This window comes from Terriglobia bacterium, from assembly GCA_020072845.1.
GTDB lineage: Bacteria > Acidobacteriota > Terriglobia > Terriglobales > Acidobacteriaceae > JAIQGF01.
Map to the genome: position 1 here is coordinate 1 of JAIQGF010000017.1, position 23791 is coordinate 23791.

20 protein-coding genes are annotated in these 23791 nt (G+C 61.6%); 9 read left to right on the forward strand and 11 right to left on the reverse strand.

Going from position 1 to position 23791, the window contains the following annotated elements; genetic code table 11:
* A partial coding sequence (locus tag LAN70_16665) for a cyclic pyranopterin phosphate synthase MoaA (protein ID MBZ5512781.1) occupies positions 1 to 278 on the reverse strand: 278 nt, incomplete at its 3' end.
* 259 nt (positions 279 to 537) lie between these two features.
* Here LAN70_16665 and LAN70_16670 point away from each other — a divergent pair.
* Entirely contained in the window at positions 538 to 765 is a 228-nt protein-coding gene (locus LAN70_16670; protein MBZ5512782.1) for a helix-turn-helix domain-containing protein, read from the forward strand.
* A complete protein-coding gene (locus LAN70_16675) occupies positions 756 to 1736 on the forward strand; it encodes a hypothetical protein (protein ID MBZ5512783.1) in 981 nt (326 codons plus the stop codon). The genes LAN70_16670 and LAN70_16675 overlap by 10 nt, the downstream gene beginning before the upstream one ends.
* Here LAN70_16675 and dcm read toward each other — a convergent pair.
* Entirely contained in the window at positions 1690 to 3105 is a 1416-nt protein-coding gene (gene dcm / locus LAN70_16680) for a DNA (cytosine-5-)-methyltransferase (GenBank protein ID MBZ5512784.1), read from the reverse strand. The two genes, LAN70_16675 and dcm, sit on opposite strands and share 47 nt — an antisense overlap.
* A gap of 56 nt (positions 3106 to 3161) precedes the next feature.
* Here dcm and LAN70_16685 point away from each other — a divergent pair, with 56 nt between their 5' ends.
* Entirely contained in the window at positions 3162 to 3584 is a 423-nt protein-coding gene (locus LAN70_16685; GenBank protein ID MBZ5512785.1) for a very short patch repair endonuclease, read from the forward strand.
* Positions 3585 to 4183: 599 nt separating this feature from the next.
* Here the strand turns inward: LAN70_16685 and LAN70_16690 are convergent.
* Positions 4184 to 4939: a BON domain-containing protein gene (locus LAN70_16690; GenBank protein ID MBZ5512786.1), complete on the reverse strand. Its 756-nt coding sequence runs from the start codon at positions 4937 to 4939 to the stop codon at positions 4184 to 4186.
* 274 nt (positions 4940 to 5213) lie between these two features.
* On the opposite strand from LAN70_16690, the gene LAN70_16695 reads away from it, so the two are divergent.
* The 4 genes from LAN70_16695 (at position 5214) to LAN70_16710 (ending at position 9705) form a co-directional block, all read left to right on the forward strand.
* Entirely contained in the window at positions 5214 to 6239 is a 1026-nt protein-coding gene (locus tag LAN70_16695) for a YncE family protein (GenBank protein ID MBZ5512787.1), read from the forward strand.
* Between the two features lie 188 nt (positions 6240 to 6427).
* Complete coding sequence (locus LAN70_16700; protein ID MBZ5512788.1) at positions 6428 to 7918, forward strand: magnesium chelatase; 1491 nt, start codon at positions 6428 to 6430, stop codon at positions 7916 to 7918.
* An 80-nt stretch (positions 7919 to 7998) separates the two neighbouring features.
* Positions 7999 to 9237 (forward strand): VWA domain-containing protein, encoded by a 1239-nt coding sequence (locus LAN70_16705; GenBank protein ID MBZ5512789.1) that lies wholly within the window; start codon positions 7999 to 8001, stop codon positions 9235 to 9237.
* A 216-nt stretch (positions 9238 to 9453) separates the two neighbouring features.
* Positions 9454 to 9705 carry a hypothetical protein gene (locus LAN70_16710; GenBank protein MBZ5512790.1) on the forward strand — a complete coding sequence of 84 codons (252 nt, stop codon included), beginning with the start codon at positions 9454 to 9456 and terminating at the stop codon, positions 9703 to 9705.
* A gap of 43 nt (positions 9706 to 9748) precedes the next feature.
* On the opposite strand, the gene LAN70_16715 is transcribed toward LAN70_16710, so the two are convergent.
* The 8 genes from LAN70_16715 to LAN70_16750 form a co-directional block, all read right to left on the reverse strand.
* On the reverse strand, positions 9749 to 10225 hold the full coding sequence (locus tag LAN70_16715; protein MBZ5512791.1) for a DinB family protein: 477 nt from the start codon (positions 10223 to 10225) through the stop codon (positions 9749 to 9751).
* A 337-nt stretch (positions 10226 to 10562) separates the two neighbouring features.
* Positions 10563 to 10844, reverse strand: coding sequence for a CDGSH iron-sulfur domain-containing protein (locus tag LAN70_16720; protein ID MBZ5512792.1), 282 nt, complete (start codon positions 10842 to 10844; stop codon positions 10563 to 10565).
* 365 nt (positions 10845 to 11209) lie between these two features.
* Positions 11210 to 11698 carry a hypothetical protein gene (locus LAN70_16725; GenBank protein ID MBZ5512793.1) on the reverse strand — a complete coding sequence of 163 codons (489 nt, stop codon included), beginning with the start codon at positions 11696 to 11698 and terminating at the stop codon, positions 11210 to 11212.
* A gap of 170 nt (positions 11699 to 11868) precedes the next feature.
* Positions 11869 to 13263, reverse strand: a complete 1395-nt coding sequence (locus LAN70_16730; GenBank protein ID MBZ5512794.1) for a sigma-54 dependent transcriptional regulator — start codon at positions 13261 to 13263, stop codon at positions 11869 to 11871.
* An 8-nt stretch (positions 13264 to 13271) separates the two neighbouring features.
* A complete protein-coding gene (locus LAN70_16735; protein MBZ5512795.1) occupies positions 13272 to 14846 on the reverse strand; it encodes a response regulator in 1575 nt (524 codons plus the stop codon).
* A gap of 232 nt (positions 14847 to 15078) precedes the next feature.
* Positions 15079 to 15768 carry a hypothetical protein gene (locus LAN70_16740; GenBank protein MBZ5512796.1) on the reverse strand — a complete coding sequence of 230 codons (690 nt, stop codon included), beginning with the start codon at positions 15766 to 15768 and terminating at the stop codon, positions 15079 to 15081.
* 260 nt (positions 15769 to 16028) lie between these two features.
* Positions 16029 to 18080, reverse strand: a complete 2052-nt coding sequence (locus tag LAN70_16745; GenBank protein ID MBZ5512797.1) for a transcriptional regulator — start codon at positions 18078 to 18080, stop codon at positions 16029 to 16031.
* Positions 18081 to 18296: 216 nt separating this feature from the next.
* Positions 18297 to 19877 (reverse strand): OmpA family protein, encoded by a 1581-nt coding sequence (locus LAN70_16750; protein MBZ5512798.1) that lies wholly within the window; start codon positions 19875 to 19877, stop codon positions 18297 to 18299.
* A 504-nt stretch (positions 19878 to 20381) separates the two neighbouring features.
* On the opposite strand from LAN70_16750, the gene LAN70_16755 reads away from it, so the two are divergent.
* Together LAN70_16755 and LAN70_16760 are read left to right on the forward strand one after the other, a co-directional pair.
* The gene (locus tag LAN70_16755; GenBank protein MBZ5512799.1) at positions 20382 to 21776 is read left to right on the forward strand and encodes a sigma-54 dependent transcriptional regulator; all 1395 of its coding nucleotides are present in this window, start codon (positions 20382 to 20384) and stop codon (positions 21774 to 21776) included.
* Between the two features lie 81 nt (positions 21777 to 21857).
* Positions 21858 to 23753, forward strand: coding sequence for a PAS domain-containing sensor histidine kinase (locus LAN70_16760; protein MBZ5512800.1), 1896 nt, complete (start codon positions 21858 to 21860; stop codon positions 23751 to 23753).
* The last annotated feature ends 38 nt before the right edge of the window (positions 23754 to 23791 follow it).

Consider the following 23791-nt stretch of genomic DNA (forward strand, 5'->3'; position numbering starts at 1 on the left):
AGGTACCACATGCCGTCGGCGGTCAGGCGACTGCGGTCGCACGGGCGGCAGAACGGCTCGGTCGTCGACGCGATGATGCCGAACACCGTGCCGTCGCTCAGCGTGAACTGCTCGGCCGGCGCGGAACTCTCGTGGACAATTGGCGTGACTGGTCCGTAGCGTCGGGTCAGCCCTTCGAGCATCTCGCGCCGCGACACGACGCGGTCGGGCGACCAGCGGCTGGCGCCGCCGACGTCCATGTACTCGATGAACCGTACTTCGCCGTGCACCGCCCGCATGCTAGTCTTGGCCAGTCGCCACCCATCAGCCGCTCCGGCTTGGAGGGGAACAACGTCTTGAGACACCACATTTAGGCATACGAATCAGTCGACAAAATCAATCGGGGGTTTAGCCCCGGATTTGCTTCCAGCTGGCCTCTGCACCACCCGCAGCGAAGTGCCTCTTCCCAGTATTCAAGGCAAGCCGCGACAGTAACGGAACCGCAGTGAGACGCATTGTCCGTAGACCCATTGTCGGCAAATCGGAATACTCGCGGGTGTGCACACCCGACAGCTCCTCATCAAGTTTGGAAAACGCGTTCGAGAGGTGCGCCAGGACAAGCACCTATCTCAGGAGAAGCTCGCCGAATTGGCGGGTTTTGATCGCACCTATATCAGCCTCGTAGAACGCGGTCTTCGAAACATCTCCCTCATTAACCTAGTGCGCCTCGCTGCCGCGCTACGGGTAAGTCCGTCTGCGCTTGTACGGGGGTTGGTATGGCACTGATCCCGGAGAGCGACAAGCACAAGGCGCAGATCGATGCCGGAACCAAGGGAAGGAAAAGGGGGCACGAGTTTGAGAAAACCTTGGCAGCGGCAATGTCGGAGCTGAAATTTACTCGCGACCTGCAGCGACCGCCTAGTTCGCATGTTGTCACCGGGAATCCCGCCGTCGAGCTAATGCGACGCATAATGCATGATTGCCGCATAACACATTTCGCGAAAGTGAAAGCATGGTGGCTGGGCGGTTTGGCAACTGCAGGTGAAGGCGACAGGATCGACTCGAAAGCCGGACTAGCAGTTACTGCGTCCAAGAGCGATGTCCTTGTCGAAATTCACTATAGGGGATCTACTCGGCGGACTGGCGTCTCAGTTAAGACCTGCGGAAATCAGAAGCCCACCAACGATCAGTTATATTTCACCACTGCGACAGCATTCTGTGCCCTGCTTCGCAGAAACGGCATAGAAGTATCCGCACACGCGGAAAAGGGTTTACGAATGTTTTGTGGCGACAACGGATTCCGACCGATAGACATGGGCTGCCGAGACGACCGTAAGAGCGATCCCGACCGCTGGTTTTGGGAGGAACTGCCGGCTAGCAGCCGCGCCGAACTTGAGAAGCTATTCACCAAGAAACAGCGCGATATTAGTACGGTCTTGTTCCAGAAGGCATACGCGAATGACCCGTTTCCGCCTGAGTTTCTGCTGCACCAGACTGTTCGCCCGGACATTTTGGACAATTGCGAAATGGCAATCCTCTCGATAGCTGAACTCGTCAAACGCTCCTGCAGTTACAGACCATTCGAGACCAAAGGATATTTCGTCCGAAAAGGCAGATTCAAAGGAGACCCAGCGCAGCACCTGGCACCGCGCTTTGGGTTCATCCAGTTTCAGCGCAGCGGCCAGAAGCAACACCGAACGCAACTGCAATTCAACCTTGAAGCTGGTTATTTCTACAAGCTTGACCCGGCGGAATGAACGAGAGTGACGGCCCTAAAATAGACAGCACATGCTCGCCAATGGCTTGAGCCAGCTTTGGCGGAACCGCATTGCCAATCGCGGTGCGAATCTCGCCGAAAGTACCGCGAAAAGCGAAGGTGTCGGGGAATGTCTGACACCGAAGTGCCTCTCGAATCGTCATAGATCGCGTCTGCTCCGGATGCACGTTCCGGCACCCCGAAATCATGCTGAAGTTTGTGCCAATTGTTGAGCTCGGCTCATCCCACTTCAATCTCTTGTAAGTAGTGTTGTAGCCAGAAGTCGGTCTGAGTTGCGGGTCTTGATTCTCGTGAGCGCTTTTGCCTTCGGGCACCTCCCGGAGCATTCGGATTACATGTTCTGGGTGCCTAACTGCGAAGTGAAGCGGATCTTCCGAAGAGACCTCTCCTGACTCCAGCTTTTCAAGGTCGTGCGTCGCGTCGCGAAACGTGACATGGGGTTTCAAGTCGTCCATGAACAAAGACCCACCCCGGGCAATACCGTGAGTAGGCCGCGGAAATGACGGCTCAATGCTTAAGTCCTTGCGTATTCCAACAAAGAAAACACGCTCCCGAAACTGCGGCACTCCAAAATCCTGAGCATTCAGAGGCTTGAATCGAACACTGTACCCAGCTTCTTCAAATGCAACCGACATCGGATCCGGCATTGGGTTACCCGATTTATCTCGCATGGACGTCATTAGCCGCACATTTTCCAGAATTACAGCTGCGGGGTTCAGGACCCGAGCGATTTTCGCGAAGTACTTGAATAATTCATTGCGTGGATCGTGGGTGTCACGCTTTCCTGCCAGACTAAACCCTTGACAAGGCGGCCCTCCCGCCAAGATGGTAATTTCTCCGAACTTGGCCTTCCACCCCAGGACCTCTGCGTCCGTGATGTCCCGGACGTTCTTTCCCAAACATTCCGTAGCCGGGAAATTTAGCTCATAAATCCTTCGAGCGGCGGCGTCCACTTCAACATACCCCACGACATCGAGACCTCCTGATTCCAATCCAAGCGACATCCCGCCACAACCTGCAAAAAGCGCAATCGCCTTGGGGCGAGCATCCATACGCCCGCGACCTGTTTCTGCTTTCTTCCAAACAAGCACGGCGCTCGGCTGCTTGCGCAGCGGCTTGCTTCCCGCAGCTCTCGTGAATCGTTTTTTCCGAAAAAGCGACGTGTCACCATTTGTCACCCGCACATCCAAAGCTGACAGTACGCGATGAATTTCCTCGCGCTGGTCGTCAGATGGGCTGTCCTTGCCGAGTTCCCATTGCGAAAGGACGTACTGTTGGAGGTTAAGCAGTTTCGCGAGTTTCGCTTGACTGAGGTTTCTGCGCTTGCGCTCTGACCGAATCCAGTTCATTGTTCTGTTAAGACATTCTGCAAGCAGTTTCTATTTTGGTCAATACGGTTAAACGCATGCGGCGCGATTTCTTGTCAAAGGCGGAACGCAGCGCAGTAATGGGAAAAATTCGTTCCGGCAACAACACGGAGTTTCTCTTTTTTGAATTGCTGCACAAGAAGAAGTTGCGATTCAAGAAGCACTATTCTTTGGTCCCTGGTCGTCCTGACGCTGCACTGCCACGTTTGAGAATTGCGATTTTCTTAGATGGCGATTTTTGGCATGGTCGCAACTTCGAGCTTTGGAAAGACCGCCTCAACAGTTATTGGCGCGACAAGATACTGCGCAATGTACAGAGGGACCAGCGACAGCGCCGCCACCTACGCCGAATGGGATGGAGCGTCCTCCGAATCTGGACGGGCGACTTGCTTCGCCGCCCGGAATGCTGCGTTGCAAAGATCGTTAGGTCGATGAGGCGACGGAAATCGATACTTCGCTGACAAACACTTGAATCTCCAACGATGCACATGGCTCTTGAGGCGCCACTGTCCTGAGTGTTGGCATTCCTAAATTGGCAAATAGGAATCAACAGATCGTGCTTTTTTCTCTTGTTTGTCACAGACAGCTCACGCCCAACCCGCTATCCTCATTCTGCGCACAATGTGTGCGGGTGTTTGTGTCTCCGACAACCGCTCGTTAGTTCTTTGATAACAATGACCGCGCACCGGCAGCCCGAAAAGTTACCTCAACGGTACACACTACCGTTCCCAGGTATCCTCCGGTTACCGAGCGGCATACCGTGCGTACCCCAGCATACCGTTTCGCGCGCAACCGACTCATTCCGCCGCGCTTCCCCGCTTCCCAGCCACAACCAAGGGGGGAGGGGGGTGGGTAAACACCTGCGAGCCGCAGTTAATAACCACTTGATTAATCTTTCCGCGCTCCTGTTCTAGAAACTAGAAACTGGAAACCAGAAACTCGTGTCTTTGCTGTTGCTGACAGCTGATAGCTGAGAGCTGATAGCCAAAGCAAAAGGCACGCAGTTTCGCCGTGCCTTGTTGCTTTTGCCGACAGCCGATCGCCGACAGCCGTTTAGCCTTCAGCGATCTACGCTTTTCGCTGTCAGCAGATGATTCTCCACCGAGAACGATCCAGCCACCTCGTTGGCGCGGATTCCGGCCACGATGCGGTCGAACTCCGAGCTGACCACGCCGTACAAGCCGACATGGCCGTGGTCCACCACGATGCGGATGGGCGCCTGCGGATCCCAGCCGTAGCGGCTCAGCGACGGATCGCGGTAAATGGCGCGCGCCACGCGGATGCGCAGCTCGTCGTCGAAGAACGACGCGGGAGCAACCTTGATGTTCTCCACCACGCCCTTCACGCCCGCGGTATTGACGACCTCGCTGATCGCCGAGTCGCGGTCCACCGGCTCGTGCACTTCGCCGCCGACGGTGGCCACGCCGTTGCTGACGTCCACGGTCAGCAGATTGAAGACGTTGCCGAAGCCGACGCGGTCATAGGCCAGCTTCTTCGCCAGCTTGTCGCGCAGCGCGGCGTCGGAGACTTCCGGCCCCGCGACCGTGACCAGGTCGCGCACGCCGGCAACGTGGTCCTGCTTGCGCGCCTTCTTTTCGGCGTCGAGCTTGTGCTGGTAGGAGTCCACCGTGCCCTGGAGGGTGACGATGCCGTCTGCAACCGAGGGTTGGACGTCCTTGAACTCAGCCTTCTTCTCCAACTGCGCGGCCAGGCGGGCCTGGATTTCGGCGTCGCGGCCGGTGTCGGCCAGGGCGAGCCCGCCCAGGGCCATCGAGGCAGCCAGCAGCAGCGCTGCAAATTTCGTTGTGCGGTACATAGGTTTCACCTCACTCCACATCTAACTAACCGCTTAGTTAATTAGACGCTGGTGCGCCGGAAAAGTTGCGGTTGTTGGTTGTCGGTGATCGGTTCTCGGTTGTCGGTTCTCGGCAAAAGCAGCTTCCTCCCCTTCGACTCGCTGCGCAAGCAGTCGATGGTCTACGGTCGACGGCAAAAGCAGATGCCTCGCTGCGCTCGGAATCACAAATCATCACCACCATGTCGCGCCAAGCCCAGGCAATTTCCGGTATCCTGTTCGACCGGAGGTAGTCATGTTCACTCGCCTGATTGGCCGGATTGGGTTGCTGGCGTTGTGCGGAGTTGCGCTGCTGGCGCTGGCCGCGCCTCCGGCGCCGCAGTACAAAGTGATGAAGCACATCGCGCTCGGCGGTGATGGAGGTTGGGACTACCTCGCGGTGGACAGCGCGGCGCGCCGCGTGTACGTGTCGCGCTCGACGCGCATGATGGTGGTGGACGCGGACTCCGGCAAACTGCTGGCCGAAATTCCCGACACGCCGGGCGTGCACGGAATCGCGCTGGCGCCGGAGTTGAACAAGGGATTCATCAGCGCGGGACGCGCCAACAATGTCGTCGTCGTTGACTTGAAGACGCTGAAGGCGACGGGCACGGTGGCGGCGGGCGAAAATCCGGATGCCATTCTGTACGAGCCCGGAACCAAGCGCGTCTTCGCCTTCAACGGGCGCAGCAAGAACGTGACCGTGATTGACGCCGCTTCGCTGCAGGTGCTGGCGACCATCCCGGTTTCGGGCAAACCGGAATTCGCGGCGTACGACGGCCACAAGCACGTTTTCGTCAACATCGAGGACAAGGGAACCGTGGCGGTGATGGATGCCAAGGCGATGAAGGTCACCAGCGAATGGCCGATGGCGCCGTGCGAGGCGCCGACGGGCCTGGCGATGGATCGCAAGAAGGGACGGCTGTTTGCCGGATGCTCGGGCAACAAAGTGATGGCCGTGATGGACGCAAAGCATGGGAAGCTGCTGGCGTCGGTGCCGATCGGCGCCGGCTGCGATGGGACGGAATTTGACGCGTCGGCCGGGCTTGCGTTTGCCGCCAATGGCCGCGACGGAACGGTGACGGTGGTCGGGGAAACCGCGCCGGGAAAGTTCGAGGCGGTCCAGACCGTGGCGACCAAGGTGAGCGGGCGGACGATTGCGCTCGACGAGAAAACGCACCAGCTCTTTATTCCCGCGGCGAAGCTGCAGCCGCCGGCGGCGCCGGGCCAGCGTCCGACGATGGAGCCGGGCAGCTTTGAGCTGGTGGTGGTGGGAAAGTGATCCGGGATTAGCCACGGAGGGCACAGAGGGGAAAGGCATTTTCGATTGTCGATTGATGATTGGCGATTTGTTGCGGCAACGCGGAATCCCGCATCCAGAGCGCGGTTTCGGCATCACATTGGGGTGTGATGTAGCGGGCGTATAATCGCCGCAGGTGAGGATGTTCCCCCAGAGAGGTTCCTACCCCAATGAATCTTCCCCGGACGCTCGGACAGCTCCGCAACTCGCAGTTTACCCAACCCCGCCTGAACCGCCGCCGCGTGAAAGACGAACTGCGCGAGAACCTGATTGCGCGCCTGCGGCAGGGCGAGGCGATGTTTCCCGGCATCGTGGGCTACGACGACACGGTGGTGCCGCAGATCGTGAACGCGATTCTTTCGCGTCACAACTTCATCCTGCTCGGGCTGCGCGGGCAAGCGAAGAGCCGGATCTTGCGGGCGCTCACTTCCCTGCTCGACCCGCACATGCCGTATGTGGCCGGGTGCGAGATCCACGACAACCCTTACGAGCCGATCTGCCGGCGCTGCCGCGAGTTGATCGCCGCCCAGGGCGAAGAAACACCGGTGGCTTGGCTGGCGCCCGAGCAACGGTACGTGGAGAAGCTGGCAACGCCGGATGTGACCATCGCGGACCTGATCGGCGACATTGATCCCATCAAGGCGGCCAAGAGCGGGCACGAACTCTCGAGCGAGCTGACGGTGCACTACGGGCTGCTGCCGAGGGCGAACCGCGGCATCTTTGCGATCAACGAATTGCCCGATCTGGCGGGAAAAATTCAGGTCGGGTTGTTCAACATCATGCAGGAAGGCGACGTGCAGATTAAGGGCTACCCCATCCGCCTGCCGCTGGATGTCGCGCTGGTTTTCAGCGCCAATCCGGAGGATTACACGGCGCGCGGGAAAATCATTACCCCGCTGAAAGACCGCATTGGGTCGGAGATTCGCACCCACTACCCGGCGACGGTGGAGGAAGGAATCACGATCACAACGCAGGAGGCATGGGCGCAGCGCGACGGTTACAAGCTGCACCTGCCGAAATACGTGCGCGAGGTGATCGAGCGGATTGCGTTCGTGGCGCGCGAGGACAAGAAGATCGACAAGCGCAGCGGAGTCAGCCAGCGGCTGCCGATTACGTGCATGGAAAACGTGATCTCCAACGCCGAGCGGCGCGCGATTCTGCACGGCGAGGAAACCGTGGTGCCGCGCATCGGCGACATTTACGCCGCCATGCCGGCCATCACCGGCAAACTGGAGCTGGAGTACGAGGGCGAGGTCAAGGGAGCGGACAACGTGGGACGGGAGCTGATCCGCACCGCCATCGCCAACACCTACGACCAGTATTTCCACGGCGCCAACGTGCAGCAGATCGTGCAGTGGTTCGATCTCGGCGGGAACATCAAGATCCAGGACGGAACGCCGGCGGTCAAGGTGCTGGAAGAGGTCAAAGGCATCCAGGGACTGCTGGAACAACTGGGCGCGGTGGGCGTCAAGCCGCGCGATCCGGCGGAAGTGCAGGTTTCGGCGGCGGAATTCCTGCTGGAAGGCCTGTACGCGCACAAGCGCATTGGGCGCAGCGAGGAGCGGTTGTTTACCGCCGGCGAAAAGCAGCCGCGTCGGGCGGAGGCGAGCGGCATGCGGGGAGAAGAGCCGCCGTTCCGGAGCAGAAGGCCGTTTAATTAGTGGTCAGTGGTCAGTGGCCAGTGGTCAGCAAAGACGCGACCCAACTGGCCACTGCCCACTGGCCACTGACCACTTGTTCTATGAAGCGCGTCACCTACACCAAATACGTGCCCGATCCGGCGGGCGAGATGAGCATGGAGGACTTGCTCAGCGCGCTCTCCGATTACCTGCTGCAAAGCGGGTTTCAGGATTCCTACGGGTTCATGGAAATGCGCGACCCGGAGAAGACGCTGGACGAGCTGCGCCGCGCCATCGAGGACGCGCTGATGAACAGCGGGATGATGGATGAACTCCAGGAACAGCTCCAGCTGATGCAGATGGAAGGCAAGCTGGATGAGCTGATCGAGAAGCTGATCGAGCGCATGCAGCAGGAGGATTTCATCTCCATCGAGCAGCCACAGGACCCGTCGAAGCAGTCGTCGGTGGGCGGACAGGTGGGGCAGAACCAGTCGCAGACGAAATTCGAGATCACCGACAAGAGCCTGGACTTTCTCGGCTACCGCACCTTGCGCGACCTGCTGGGGTCGCTGGGGAAATCGAGCTTCGGGCGGCACGATACGCGCGACCTGGCCACCGGCGTGGAAGCCAGCGGCGCGGCCAAGACCTACGAATTCGGCGACACGCTGAACCTGGACATCACGGCGACGCTGTCGTCGGCCATCCAGCGCGAGGGCGCGCAGGTGCCGCTGAACCTGGAATACAGCGACCTGCAGGTGCACCAGTGCGAGTACCAGTCGTCGTGCGCGACGGTGCTGATGCTGGACTGCTCGCACTCCATGATCCTGTACGGCGAGGACCGATTCACGCCGGCGAAGAAGGTGGCGATGGCGCTGTCGCACCTGATCCGGACGCAGTATCCGGGCGATTCGCTGTCGCTGATCCTGTTCCACGATTCGGCGGAGGAAGTGCCGCTGTCGCAACTGGCGCGGGTGAAGGTGGGGCCGTACTACACCAACACGCGCGAGGGGCTGCGGCTGGCGCAGCGGCTGCTGGCGCGGCAGCGCAAGGACATGAAGCAGATCGTGATGATCACCGACGGCAAGCCTTCGGCGCTAACTATGGAAGATGGACGCATCTACAAGAACGCGTTTGGACTGGATCCGCTGGTGGTGAGCCAGACGCTGGAGGAAGTTTCCAAGTGCAAGCGCGCCGGGATCCTGATCAACACCTTCATGCTCGCCAGCGATTACGGCCTGGTGCAGTTTGTGCAGAAGGTGACGGAGATGTGCCGCGGCAAGGCGTATTTCACCACGCCGTACACGCTGGGGCAGTACCTGCTGATGGATTACATGTCGCGAAAGACCAAGACCATTCATTAAGGCGATTTCAGCCGTCCCTACGGGACTTGAGTTTCCGCAACAGTTTTCCCGGCACTGAAGTGCCGGGCTACTTTCATAGCGTCCCTCGCGGGACGAGAGCCGTAACGGGCGCGAGTCCACCACACCCACAACAAATCCTATTCTGCGGGTCTTGCCGAAGCTACGTCAGCGAACTAATCTCATGTGCGCACTCAATCTGTTGGAAGAGAGGCAATCATGGCAGAACCGAGTTATGAAGAGCTGAAAGCGAAGGTCGCTGAACTGGAAAAACAGCAGGGGCGTAAGCGGAGCGGCACGCTGGAATTCCGCGTCAGCGAGAAGGGCGCGGTGAGCGTGTACGGAATGGGACGCTTTCCGGTGACGCTCTATTACGAGCAGTGGACGCGGCTGCTGGAGGTGGCGGACCGGCTGAAAGAATTTCTGGAAGAGAACAAGAGCCGGTTGAAGATGAAGAGCGTGGCGGAGTGAGGCAGTTTCTAGTTTCTGGTTTCTAGTTTCCGGAGCTAGTCGCTCACGCGTAGGCGGATTCGGGGCGGCGGAATTGGCTGAGCGCCAGGCCGATGTGCTCCAGGTGATGGATCATGTGGTCCACATAATCCTCGATCACGAATTCCAGTGTCATGGGTTGGCTGCCGGCGATGGTGCAGGTGCGCGCCAGCGCGGCGGATGGAATTCTCGCCGCGGCTGCCAGCATGTGCTCATTCAACGCTGACCAAAGCGCAATCAATTCCCGCCAATCGCGATCGTCATAGTTCTGGCGCTCGACCCAGGCGTCCTGCTGATAACTCGGCAGCGCGGGTGCGTTTTCCATTTGCACGCGAATGATGCGGGCGTAATTGTTGATGGCGGAATCGACCAGGTGGCCAAGCTCTTCCTTTTTCGACCACGCGCCGGGCTGGAGACGGGAAGCGGCCTCGGCGGGCGAAAGCATACGCAACCGTTCGTTTGCGGCGGTAAGGACAGCAGCGAAACGGTCGAGCGTAGCCATCTTCCAACCTCTCACAATCCAGTTTTAGTTCTGCCGTCCCTGCGGAGTCTGTGTCGTAGCTGTGCCGCGCCGCTGGCGCTCACGCTTTTTGGTCCACTCTACCCAGCGCTGCCGCGCTGGGCTAACGAATTTCGCCGCTCCGCGGCTGGTTTCGGGTCGCTTTTGGACCACTGCAACGCGCGAAATCGAGCTATGACACAGACACCTGCGGGACTTTGGCAATTTATGTTTAACTTTCCCGGCACTCACCTGCCGGGCTAGGCTCTGTCGCCCCTGCGGGCCTGCACACGCGAGGGCGCCCTTCGACTTCGCTCAGGGCAGGCTGTGTGCCACACGCTCAGCCTTTTGGCCCGCTGAGGGCCGGAGGATTCGCACCGCCCTCGGCCGGTTTCACTGCAACCTCGGCGGCCTGGAACCCGATCTTGGCGTGGGTGCCGTCGCAGAAAGGCTTTTGCGTGCTGGCGCCACAGCGACACAGCGAGAAAGCCAGCTTGCCTTCCTTCATCCTGGTGCTGAGATCATACGGGTTGCCGTCGGCATCAACCATTTCGACAGAACCTGGAGGGGCTTCAACTCGGTACGGGCCGTTCTTGCGGATCGTAATCTTCACATCAGCCATTCATCTTCTCCTCTTTCATCCCCCAATAGATGTGATGGAGTGCGGTGCGGATACGGCTTCTTTGCAACAGCCCCTTCGGCTTCTCTCAGGGCAAGCTTGGGCGGCTGCCGCCCCATGAGTTTCGGGTGAGCACAGGGCGGTCCCGGCGAGGCGCCGGGACCTACGAGGATTCTTGTAACAGGAAGGCAGCGTCCTGGCGGGCTGCAGTGCACGGGATCATTGGAGCCATGCCGCCGGACGGTGCAGCAAGGCGGCAGGCAGCAGGCCCCAGGCGTCAGGTAGGAGTCCCAGCGAGTGGGCAAGGCCCAGGTTGTCGGCCGGGAGAAACAATGGTCCCCGCACCGACCAGAAGCCACCGCGCAGCCCTAGCTTGCAAGCCCGAGGCGCTCGCGCATCTTGTCGGCCGTTTCATAGACCGACCTGAGCTTGGACTCGGCAGCCGCCGGCAGGGCCGGAAGTTCCAGCGCCTGCTGCGTCCACAGCAGGATGCCGGTCAGTTCGCCACGCAATTGGCCTCGCAGGTCGAACTCGACTGCGACCCGGGCCATGGAGCGCTCCTGTTCGGCGCGGTGAAGCGCCGCCTGGATGTCGCGAACCACGCGTTCCATACGGCTCACGGCGAGGTTTACGAACACCGGCACCGCCCTGCCCAGGTGCTTGACCAGCAGGTCAATCGACTTGGCGCTGGGCTCGAGCATGCTCTCGTCGATAACCACGGCGCTGAATTCCTGGTCGCGCAAACGAGCCAGCGCGGTCCGGATGTCGGGCACGAGTTCGGTCTTGATGCGAGTGGCGGCCAGCAGCGAGGCTGCGTACTCCTGGCCGTTCGACGATTTTGTGATGAGCAGAATCATGCAAGTGGCATTGCACGTCCGATGCCATGGATAGCGCAACTGAAAAGACAGGATTGCGCGCGTTTCGGTTCCCGTAACGGGAGCCTGAAGCGGGAATGGGAACTGAGGCGCAAGCAAGAGCCCGGCCGGAGGCGGCCGGGCACGCGGCGTGACGCAAGTCGATCAGCCTCTCAGTCTTCCGTGGCGTACTCCTTCAGCTTGCGATACAGAGTGGTCTTGCCGATCCCCAGCAGACGCGCCGCCAGCAGCTTGTCACCCTTGAGCTGGTCGATGGTGCGCAGGATCGCTTCCCTTTCCAGGTCGGCGATGGGGACGATCTTGCCTCCATCGGTGGACTCCGTCAGCATGGGATGGTTGGCGTTCTGGATGGGCGAAGGCAAGTCGGCGGTCTGGATGGTGGGGCCGGAACTCAGGGCACAGGCGCGCTCCAGGCAGTTCTCCAACTCGCGCACGTTGCCGGGCCAATCGTAACCCATCATCACCTGCAGCGACTCCTCGCTGAGGGCGCGCTGCGAACCGGTGTTGCGCGACATCCGTTCCAGGAAGTGCTCGGCCAGCAGGGGGATGTCCTGCTTGCGGTCGCGCAGGGGAGGAATTTTCAGGCTGAGCACGTTGAGGCGGAAGTAAAGATCGCGGCGGAAGGTGCCGTCGGCGACGGCCGCCTCGAGATTGCGATTGGTGGCGGCCAGGATGCGGACGTTGATGTTCACGCGCTTGGTGCTGCCCACCGGACGGATTTCCTTCTCCTGGATGGCGCGCAGCAACTTGGCCTGCAAGTCCACCGTCAATTCACCGATCTCGTCGAGAAAGACGGTGCCGCCGCTGGCGATGGCCAGTAGTCCTTCCTTGGCGCGAATCGCGCCGGTGAAGGCCCCGCGCACGTAGCCGAAGAGCTCGCTTTCGATCAGCGTCGGGACCAGCGAGCCGCAGTCCACCGGGATGAAGGGCTTGTCGTGATAGGGCCCGGAGTAGTGAATGCAGCGCGCCACCAGCTCCTTCCCGGTCCCGCTCTCCCCCATGATCAGCACCGGATGAGTGCTCTGCGCCGCCTTGGCGATGATGCGGTACAGCTTCTCCATCTCGGGGGAACGGCCGATGATGGAGCCAAAGCCATGCTTGGAGCGCAGGCGCTCGCGCAGGACACGCTTTTCGGTAGTCAGCTTGAGCTCGTCCATCGAGCGCTCCAGCATGATGCGCAATTCGTCGAGGGTGAACGGCTTGCTGATGTAGTCGAAGGCGCCCATTTTCATTGCCTGGACGGCGGAGGAGACGGTGGCATAGCCGGTGATGATGACCACCACCGCATTCGGACGCCGGCTTTTCACGGTGCGCAACGCTTCCAGGCCGCTGGCGCCGGGCAGCTTGAGATCGAGGAGAACGATGTCAATGTTCTGGGTGTCGAGCACCTTGTAGGCGTGCTCCGCGCTATCGGCGACGAAGGTGTTGAAACCGGCGGTTTGCGCCGCGTCGCGGCAGCCTTCGCGAACGGCGCGTTCGTCGTCCACCACCAGCAGGTTGAGCAGGTTGGCGCCGGGAATCTCACGCGGCCCGGCCAGTACATCCATGCTAGCAATCATGACAGTTCCCTCCCGCGCGCTGAGCGCGCAGACGCAGCGGCCGCAGCCGCCGGGCGATGATCGAGGACTTCGCGGACCTTCTCCGCGAGCTGAGCGCGCGAGAAGGGCTTGTATAACAGCTTGGCGCCGGCCGCGGCCACGCGGGCCTGGACCGGATACCCGGAGATGAACAGGACCTTGGTTTCGGTGTGCAACTTTTGCAGGTGGACCGCGACGTCATTGCCGCTCATGCCCGGCATCACGATGTCGCTGATCAGCAGGTCAATCTCGCCGCGGTGGGCGCGAGCGAGGCGGATCGCCTGCTCGCCGCCGCGTGCCTGCAGCACGTGATAACCGGATTCGGCGAGCAGATGGGCCATGGAGGAGCGCACGGCGTGGTCGTCTTCCACCAGCAGGATGGTTTCGGTTCCGCTCGGAGTGCCGGCGGATTGCGAGCGGCCTTTGGTGGAACCGGCGGGCGAGGCACGGCGAGGCAAGTGGATGGTGACGCGGGTGCCCATGCCGGGTTTGCTGGCCACCGACACCGCGCCGCCGCTTTGGGTCACGATGCCGTAGATCATCGCCATGCCCAGCCCGACGCCCTGGCCGGTCCGCTTGGTGGTGAAAAACGGCTCGAAGAGATGCGCGCGAACCTCCTCATCCATGCCGCGACCGTTGTCGCTGACGGTAAGAATGACGTAGTTGCCGGCGTGCAGTCCGGGATGGCGCTGCACCGAGCGCGCGTTCAAAGTGCCGGCGCCGGTTGCGATGCGTATCTGGCCGCCATGGGCCATGGCGTCGCGAGCGTTCATCACCAGGTTGAGAATCACTTGCTGCATCTGCGCAGGATCGACCCGCACCGTGTCGTGGTCGCAATCAAAGCGGGTAATCAGCTCGATGTTTTCGCCCAACAGCGGCTCCAGCATGCCGCGCATGGAAGTGATGATGGCCCGCAGTGAAATCAGCCGCGGCGCCAGGGGCTGCTGGCGCGCGAAGGCCAGCAACTGGCGCACGATCGCCGTGCCGCGCTGCGCCGCCAGGTGGATCTCCTCGGCTTCGCGGCGGCGCTGGGTGCGTTCCAGCAACAGGTCGGCGTACAGGGTGATGGCGGTCAAGATGTTGTTGAAGTCATGGGCCACGCCGCCCACCAGCCGGCCGAGGGCTTCCATCTTTTCCGATTCGCGCAGGCGCTGCTCCAGGCGCTTGAGCTCGGTCACGTCGCGCACCACGTGCCAGGCGAGCGTGTGGCGGCCACGGCGAAATTCCATGCGGGTACGGGCAAATTCCGGCGGGCCGCCGTTGCCGGCGCCGTTGGCGTTGCTTCCGCGCGCGGAAACCGAAAGCTCGGTCATGCATTTGCCCAGCACCGACGCGGCGCCGTGGAAGCCGGCCAGTTGGGCATAGGCGGGGTTGGCGTAGACCACGCGTCCAGCTTGCTCGATCATCAGGCCATGGGGGCATTCGTTGGCAGCGGCTTCCAGGAACTGGGTGCCCGTCGAGTGGGGAACCGAGGCCGCCGATCTCGAAACGGAACGGGACATGGTGTGCCCAATCAGGTTGGGCCCAAGTTGGAACAGATCAGGGTCAAGCATAGATTTTTCCAATTTGGAAATAAGTGACCTAAATCACAGGTGCGGCGGACATTAGAGACTTCGCTCCCATGCGGTAGCGTACCCCTGCTTCCGGAAAAAGAGTGCACGTCGGGCAGATTCTTCCGGGAACGGGATTCCGAATCGGGAAATTCCCACATAAGGATCTCGCGCCAGAGAAAACCCGGCGCAGCAAAAATGGCGCGCCGCCGCGCGCCATCCCGGGAGCAGGGGGCTAGGGTTGGGCAATCAGAGGCTGGGTGAGGCGGAACGTCAGGCGGCGTTCGGGCGCGAAGGAGACCTCCTTCTTGCCGGTCGCATACGCGCCTGCAGTGCCGCTGCCGGCGCCGACGGCGCTGCCGATCAGGGCGCCCTTGCCACCCGCGGCGATGGCTCCAATGAGGGCGCCGGCGCCCGCGCCTCCGCCGATGAATGCCAGATTACGCTTCTTGTGCGTTCCGCCCATGGCGAAAACGCTGGAACTGTGCACCGGCACGGACTTGCCGTTCATCTCCACGGAAACCAGCGAGAGGCGCAGGTAACCGGAGTTATGCAAGCGCCCGGATGAGCGCGCCGCCACCACGCGGCCCCGGACGGCGGCGCCGCGGGCCACGACGGTTTTGCCATCCACGATGATGGGCTCGTCCAGCACGGCAGCGAATTCGTCGCCGGAGCGATTTGAGGCGCTGGAAACCGCGCTCTGCAAGCGGATGGAGACCGCTGTTCCGGCAGGGACGGTGACCTCCTCGGGTGCGAGCGTGTGCGCGGAAGAATCCGCCTGCTTGGCCTTGGAGAATGGCGGACTTGAACTTTCACCCGAACCGGCGCTAGCCGCCGCGGTGACATTGTCCGGAACCGAGCCGCAGCCGGTGGCGAAGATCGCGATTACGAATATGAGCAGCGAAACGATCAGCTTCAGTTTCATGAAGGGGCCCTCCTGTAGTCAGGACTACAGCGGAATGGGGCACCCCGCATGCCAATGCTGAGCATGTAGAATCAATAGCTTGCGTGGGGTTGTGGCGCCGCCGTCGTGTACTTTTTTCCGATGTCGGGGAGGCAAGAAGGTTTTAGGTTTTAGGTCTTAGGCTTTCGGTTTTAGGGTTAGAGAATTAGACACAAGAAAGCCCGGCAAAGTTTACCGGGCTTCGTCTTGCCTAAAACCCAACGCCCAAAACCTAAGACCGCTTACTTCGAACTGCCGGCGGAAGCGGCGCGCAGAGCTTGCGCCTGCGACTCCGGTTGGGCAACGATGCCGCGGAAGGGAGTGATCCCGAGCAAGCGCCCGCCGGCGACGCTGAGCGAGCGGATGTGGACCCCGGCAACCGCGGTCCGGTTCCAGGTTTGGCCGTCGTTGGTGGAGTAGACATCCCCGGAGCGCGTCAGGCCGAGGAGTCGCCGCGCCGCCCCGTCATAGCGAACCGACATGAGGTTCTGGGGCGGAACTCCGACCAGGATGTGCTCCCAGGTGGCGCCATTGTCCTTGCTGTAAAACACGCCGGCACGCGAGGAAATCCAGATGGCGGAGGGCGAGAGCGCCACGCCTTGCACGGTGCTGACATACGGGGGCAATTCCACCGAGGTCCAGGCCATTCCGCCGTCGCGCGAAAAGGCCAGCGAGTTGGGCGTGGCAGCGATCACCCGCTCGCCATCGGCGTCCAGGGAGAAGAAGTTGCGCTGCGCGTCCGCCGGACGGCCGCGCCAACTGCGGCCATGGTCGAGACTGGCGTACACACCGTCGGAGGTGGCGGCGTACCAGCGCTCGCCGGAAACCACCACTGCGGCGACGCGCGCGTTGATCTCCGATTTCAGGTATTCGCGCCGGGTGGTGGTTACCATCTTCCGGGTCTTCGGCGAGCGGCGGCTGACCGTAGTGACTTTCTCCGTCAGCACGGTGTTGATCGGGCGCCAGCGAGCCAGTTTCTGCTCGTAGAGATAGACGCCGCGATGGGTGCCGGCCAGCAAATCGCCCTCGGCGGACTGCGCCAGGCTGAAGATGTCGTGTCCGGCGAGGCCGGTGTTCATCTGCTGCCAGTGGACGCCGCCGTCGTGGGTGACGAATACGCCGCCAAATTCCTTGTCGTTGATCACGCCGGCGTACAGCGTGCTCGGATCGTTGAGGTCGGCGAGCACGGCCGAGACCTGGCGGTGCGAGAAGCCATGGTTGGAGGCGCGGACACTCTGGCCGCCGTCGTCACTGGCGAGCACGCCGCTGCGATCGGTGGCCAGCAGGACGTGCGCGGGCCGCTGCGGATCCACCATCACGTCGTTCACGATCAGGTTGGGCGCGGTGGTGCGCCGCCAGGTCTTGCCCGCGTCCAGCGACTTCCACAGTCCTTCCGTGGTGCCGGCGTAGACGATCGCCGGGTTCGCGGGATCCTGGTGCAGGACGCGCGTGCGCCGGGCGGAGAACGGGATTCCCTGGATCTTGTGGAACAGTTCGCCTGCATTCTCGCTTTTGTAGATTCCGGAGCAGGCGCTCAGGTAGACGTTGGACGGATTCTGCTGATCAATGATGATGGAGAAGACGTCGGAATCGTCCACGATGCCTTGCTTCATCGAGGCCCAGGTGCGTCCGCCATCGCTGCTCTTCCACGGCAGATGCCAGGTGCCGGCATAAATCACATCCGGCGAGCGCGGGTCGAGGGCGATGGATTCGATGTTCTTGATCTCGGCATGATTGGCGGGCGAAATTCGCTCCCAGGTGTCTCCCGCGTCCCTGCTGCGGAAGACGCCGTCGAGCGCGCCGGCGACCATGGTGCGCGAGTCGCGCGCATACACGGCGAAACTACGCACGGATTTGCCGTGCATCGCCGGCAGTGGCTGCCAGGAGCGGCCGCCGTCGCGGGAACGGAAAATGTCGCCGCCGTTGTTCTCGATGCTCCAGGCGGCGATGTAAATGGTGTTGGCGTCGGCGGGATCGACCACGATGTGGTCGAGGACATAATCGTTGCTGCCGCCCAAGTGGGCGTAGTGCGCCCAACGGGCGCCGCCATCGGTGGAGAGATACAGCTCGCCCGCGCTGGTGCCCAGGAAAATGCGGCTGGGATCATGCGGATCGTGCGCCAGACTGCGCACGTCGCCGCCTTCGGGACCGAGCGCAATCCAGGGAGCGTTCGGCGATGAGGATTGCGCCGCGGCGAATCCAGCGGCCAGCAGCAGTAGCACAACCCAGCGCCAGCGACGGAAATCCATCGACACAGTTTGGTACGAGGCAGCGGATGTGGTCACGTTGTCCATACGCGAATCTTGCCGCGATTTCAGCCCGGACGCTACCGCGCAATAGTACCAAGTCCGGTGACGAAGGTAGCAAGACGAAAGTGGCGCGGTGGCGGGACGGACCGAGGCGCAGTTCTCAATTCGATTCCCGGGTGTGCGCCGAGGTTTGCCGGGGAATGAAAAAGGCCGGTCGGGATTGCCGACCGGCCTGCTAGTTTGCCGCATGTGCTGTTCCGACTACGGCTTTGGAGCCGCCGGCTTGGCCGCTTTCTTCTTCATGGGCTTGGGCGCCGGAGCCTGCGGATACGCGTTCTTGCCCGCCTTCATCTTGCTGGCGTCAAACGTGTGCGTGCCCTGGACATCAAAGCTCGTGCCCGGCGGGACAAGGTAAATCTCAGCGGTGCGATTGCCGCCGCTGCCGGTGCGCAGATCAATGCGACTCGGGTCGATTCCCTTTTCCTGCGTCAGGTACGCCTTGGTATTGACAGCGCGCTGCTCGGCAAGTGTCTGCCCGTTCTTTTCGCTGGGCTCGAAATTGCCGACCACCACCGCCTTGGCATCGGGTTCACGCTGCAGGCGCAGGGCAACATCGTCCAGGATGGCCTTGGCTTCGTTGTCGACGCGCGCCGGCAGTTTCGGGTTCTTAAACTGAATTTCGTTGAGCTTGCTGACGCTCGGCGGAGGCGGCGGTACTTCCACGTTCACCGAGGTCGAATTGCTGCCGCTGAGCCCGCGATCGTCGGTCGCCTTGCAGTTCACGGTGATCAGCCCGGCGTAAGCGCCCGCGGTGTCCAGCGTGGCCTGCTGGCCGCTCGGGGCAATGCGGCCGCCGCTGGCGGTGAAGCCATAGGTCAGCGGACGATTGTCAGGACTCTTCCCAGTAGCGGAAATGGTGGAAGGCGTGCCCGCCTGGACCGTCGCCGGATTCGCGCTGCAGGAAACGGTTGGCGGATGCTTGGGCGGCTCTTGCACGGTGAAACTAGCGCTGCAGGTGGCCGGCGCCATCTTCTTCGCCTTGGAATCGGTAACGGTCGCGTTGACCGTGTACTGGCCCGGCGCCAGTCCGGTGGTGTCAATGGCAACGGTGTTGTCCCTCGGCGTTGCCTTTCCGCCGCTGGTGCTGAAATCGTAAGTTACAGTGTGGCCCTTGATGACGTTGCTGGTGGAGGTGGTCATGGTGACCGGCTCACCCGCCATCACCGACCTCGGGTTAAGCGAGCAGCTCGCGCCCAGCGGCGGCGGCGGCGCACCGCCACCGAAACTGAGCACGATTCCGCTGCGGACGCGCGCCCCCTGCAAGTTCGACGTATCAACTATGGTCGGACGAAAATTATGGTGCGCCCAGACATAGTCGGCCTCGATCAGGCGGAGAGAAAAAATTCGCGTCAGCGGGATGTCGAATCCGCCGCCAAAGACGGCGCCGAAACGGTTGTCGGAGTCTAAACCGGCAACCGATAGCCGATGCAGCCCGAACAGGGCCTGCGCGAATGGCTCAAAGTGTTCCTGGCGGAGCTTGAACCGGGGACCGAGCATTACCGTGGAGATATTTTCCAAATCGCCATAGTGGCCCTCCGCGTCAAGGCTGAGGCCCACCCACTTGTTGAAGTTGTAGGTGGAGGTAATCCCGAATCCCTTCTTGAGGGACGGCAGGGACACGTTGCCGACCTTGCCACCCGGATCCATCCAGGAGTAACCGGCGAAGATGTCGAACTTCGGGGTGGGCGCCTCCTGAGCGAAGAAAAATGAGGATGACAGGAGGAGGGAGATGGCTGCGGCGCACAGGCAGGTGCGGCCAAGAAATCTTTCACGAAGTGACATGATAGATCCTCCGGTAGATTCAAGGAGCCAACTACGATTTGTTAAAGACGATGGATTTAGTAAAAGGGGGCCTGGGCCACAGGCAACATGGCTCGAAATGCGACCGAGAATTGTATCGCATTGGGGTCACAGGTGAAAGTTGCCGGCCGCGTCGGCGCACTGTTTTGCCATGCGAAGCACTTATCTGCGTTCCGCATTCGGGATTGCAATGGCTGGAATGCAGTCCGCAGCCGCTGTGTTACTCCTGCCACGGGCAATTTTTGCCCGGCGCTCTTTCCCGGTAAGACCCTGAACCGACAGCGGTTATTGGCGAAAAAACCGGCGCAAGTCACGCTCTTCCGGAAACGTGCATCTATGCATGAGGCACTCGGAACCGGGCCGCGCCGGGAATTGCCCACACTCCCATCCTTGCTTCGGATAAACTCCGCGGCGGACGCGGGATGCTCAGCGCGCGCAGGTTGCCGAACGAGTTCCGAGGCTGAATAATGGAGCAAGACGCTATTTATGAACCAGGAAAAGGTACTCATCGTCGAGGATGAGGAGAACGAACGCACCGGTCTGGCCGAGCTGGCTTCGCTGTGGGGCTTTAAATGCGAAACCGCGTGCGACGGAGTTGAGGCGCTGGAGAAGATCGAGTCCTGGTCGCCGGCGATCGTGGTCACCGACCTGATGATGCCGCGCATGGACGGGATGGAGCTGCTGCGGCGCGTCGCCGGCCTGCCGCAAGAATGCAAGGTCATTGTCATGACCGCGCACGGCAGCGTGGATAGCGCGGTGGAGGCGATGAAGATCGGCGCCTACGACTACATCCAGAAGGGCGGCGATCCAACGCGTCTGCGCACCATCCTGAAACACGCCGTGAGCCAGCGTGATACCGAGCGCGAACTGGAAGTGACGCGGCGCACGCTGCGCGACAAGGGCGTAATGGGCCCGATGGTGGGCACCTCGCCCAAAATGCAGGAGATCTTTCACCTGGTGGAAATGGTGGCGCCGAGCACGGCCTCGGTGCTGATCACCGGCGAAAGCGGGACCGGGAAAGAGCTGGTGGCGCGCACCATTCACGACCTCAGCCCGCGCAAAGGCAAGCCCTTCATCGCCATCAATTGCGCGGCCATTCCGGAAACGCTGATCGAAAGCGAGATCTTCGGCCATGAAAAGGGCTCCTTCACCGGCGCCGTGGAGCGCCGCGTCGGCTGCTTCGAGCTGGCCGAGGGCGGCACGCTGTTGCTGGATGAAATCGGCGAAATGCCCATCGCCACCCAGGCCAAGCTGCTGCGCGTACTCGAAGACCGCAAGCTGCGGCGGTTGGGCAGCAAGGTGGAAACCTCGGTCGACGTCCGCGTCCTGGCGGCAACCAATAAGATCCCGGAAGAGGCGGTGGCGCAGGGATATCTGCGCAACGACCTGTATTATCGTCTCAACGTTTTCAATATCGCCATGCCACCGCTGCGCGATCACAAGCAGGACCTGCCGGAGCTGGTGACCGCGCTGTTGGCGGACATGAACGAGAAACACGGGCGCAAGGTACAGATGGTCAGCGACTCGGTGATGTCGCTGTTTTCTTCGTTTGCGTGGCCGGGGAACGTGCGCGAGCTGAGAAACACGCTGGAGCGCGCGATCATCGTGTGCGAGACCGGCGTGGTGGAAACCAAGCACCTGCCGCCGGGTTTCGGCCAGGTCACGCCGCGTCCGCCGGTGCAGGAGGCCAATGCGGTCCGGCTCGGCGTGGGCACCACCGTCGGGGAAGCGGAAAAACTGCTTATCCTGAAAACCCTGGAAGCGACCAATAACAACAAAACGCGCGCGGCGGAAATTTTGGGGATCAGCCTGAAGACGCTGCACAATAAGCTGAAGGAATACGGAAGCCATCAGGTGGCCACGGCCGATGTGGGGCAGTAAAGTCGTCAGTCTTCAGTCGCCAGTCTTCAGGCGTCTGGCGCCGGCCTTTCCTGACGACTGGAGACTGACGACTGAAGACTCATGCGCTTAAAGCTCAAAACCAAGCTGGTGATCGGCATCAGCGCCATGGTGGTGGCGCTGGTGGCAACGCTGTCCTATATCTACGTGTCGCAGATGCTGCGGCAGCGGGTGAGCGAGGCGTACCAGAGCGGCGACTTCACCGCGCACCAGATTTACCACGGGGCGCGCGAGGCGCTGGAACTCGATCTCAGCAACGCGCGCGTGGACCCGGACGATCCCCAGGCGGTCGAAGCCGCCATCGAGGACAGCCTGCAGACCGATCCCGGTCTCAATTCCCTGCTGCAATCCATCGTCGGTTACTCGCCGACAATCTACGATGCCGCCCTCACCGACATCAGCGGGCGGGCGCTGCTGCACACCGATTCCGATGCGCAGGGCAAGCTGGCGCCATCGCGGCCGGACTTTGCTACGGTGGTGAAGGGCGGCTTCCGGCAGCAGATGCGGATCGTGTTCGGCAAGCCCCAAGTGTACGAAGTCCGACTCCCGCTCAGCCGCGCCGGCAAGCCCTTTGGCCAGATCCGCGTCGGGCTTTCCACTGTGTTTCTGAAAAGCGAACTGCAGCCGCAGATCACGCACGCGCTGGAGTTTGCCGCGTTGTCCATCCTGGTTTCGCTGTTGCTGGCGGCCGTGCTTTCTCATTTCGCGCTGCGGCCGCTGGAAGCGATCGGGCAGCGCCTGGACCGCATAACGGCGGGAGAAATTGAGCCCGTTTCCGCCAAGAGCCCCGCCCGCTATGACGAGTACGGCCTGGTCACCACCAAGATTGACCGGCTGGGCCAGCAGATGCGCGACGTCAAAGAAGTGTTCTCCGCGTTGAAGGAGAACCTCGACCAGATCATGGGCAACCTGCAGGACGGCCTGATGCTGTTCACCCAGGACGCGCGCGTGGTGCTGGTCAGCGCTTCGGCGGAACCCTTCGTCGGCCGAGAACGAAGCCGAATCCTGGGCTGCGGCGTTACCGACATCTTCACCCGCAACACGCGCCTGGGCCGCACCGTCCTGGAGGCGTTCGAACAGCACCGCCCGGTCGAGCAACGCGAGGTCGCCGCCGAGAATGGCCGGCGGGTGCAGGTGTCCATCGATTTTATCGAGGAAGGCGGGCAAAAGATCGGGGCGCTGCTGACCATGCGCGATGCCGAGTCGGTGCGGCAAATTAGCGACGAGATCGAGCTTTCACGCCGCCTGGCCGCCATCGGACGCCTGACCTCGGGCGTCGCCCACGAGGTGCGGAATCCGATCAACGCCATCATGGTCCACCTCGAGGTGCTGCGGGAAAAAATCAAGCAGATCGATCCCGAATCGAAGCGCCACATGGACGTGATCGGCAGCGAAATCCAGCGCCTGGATCGCGTGGTGCAGACGCTGGTGGACTTCACCAAACCGGTGGAACTCCGGCTCGGCGACACCGACCTGCGCCGTGTGGTGGAGGATGTATCGCTGCTGGCCGCACCGGAAGCCGCGCGCCACGGGGTCACCGTCGGATGCGAACTGCCGGCGGAACCGCTGGTGGTGAAGGCCGATACCGATCTGGTAAAACAGGCGGTCTTGAATATCGCCCTGAACGGAATCCAGGCGATGCCGGGCGGCGGCGCGCTGAACCTGGCGGCGCGGCGTGAGGACGACGCCATCGAAATCGAGGTCCGCGACCAGGGGCCGGGCATCCCGCCGGAGGTCCGCGACAAGATTTTCAACCTGTATTTCACCACCAAGAAGTCGGGTAGCGGAATCGGCCTGGCCATGAGCTATCGCGTCATGCAATTGCACAACGGATCGGTGGAATTCGAATCCGAGCCGGGTCAAGGGACGGTGTTTCATCTGCGGTTTCCGGCCACCGGGCAGCTTCACGCGGCCTCTTCGCAGCAGGGCGCCGACACGCAGGAAGTCAAGGCATCGTGATTTCCTTGCGCGAGATGTGGAAAGGGATTTAGAACAGC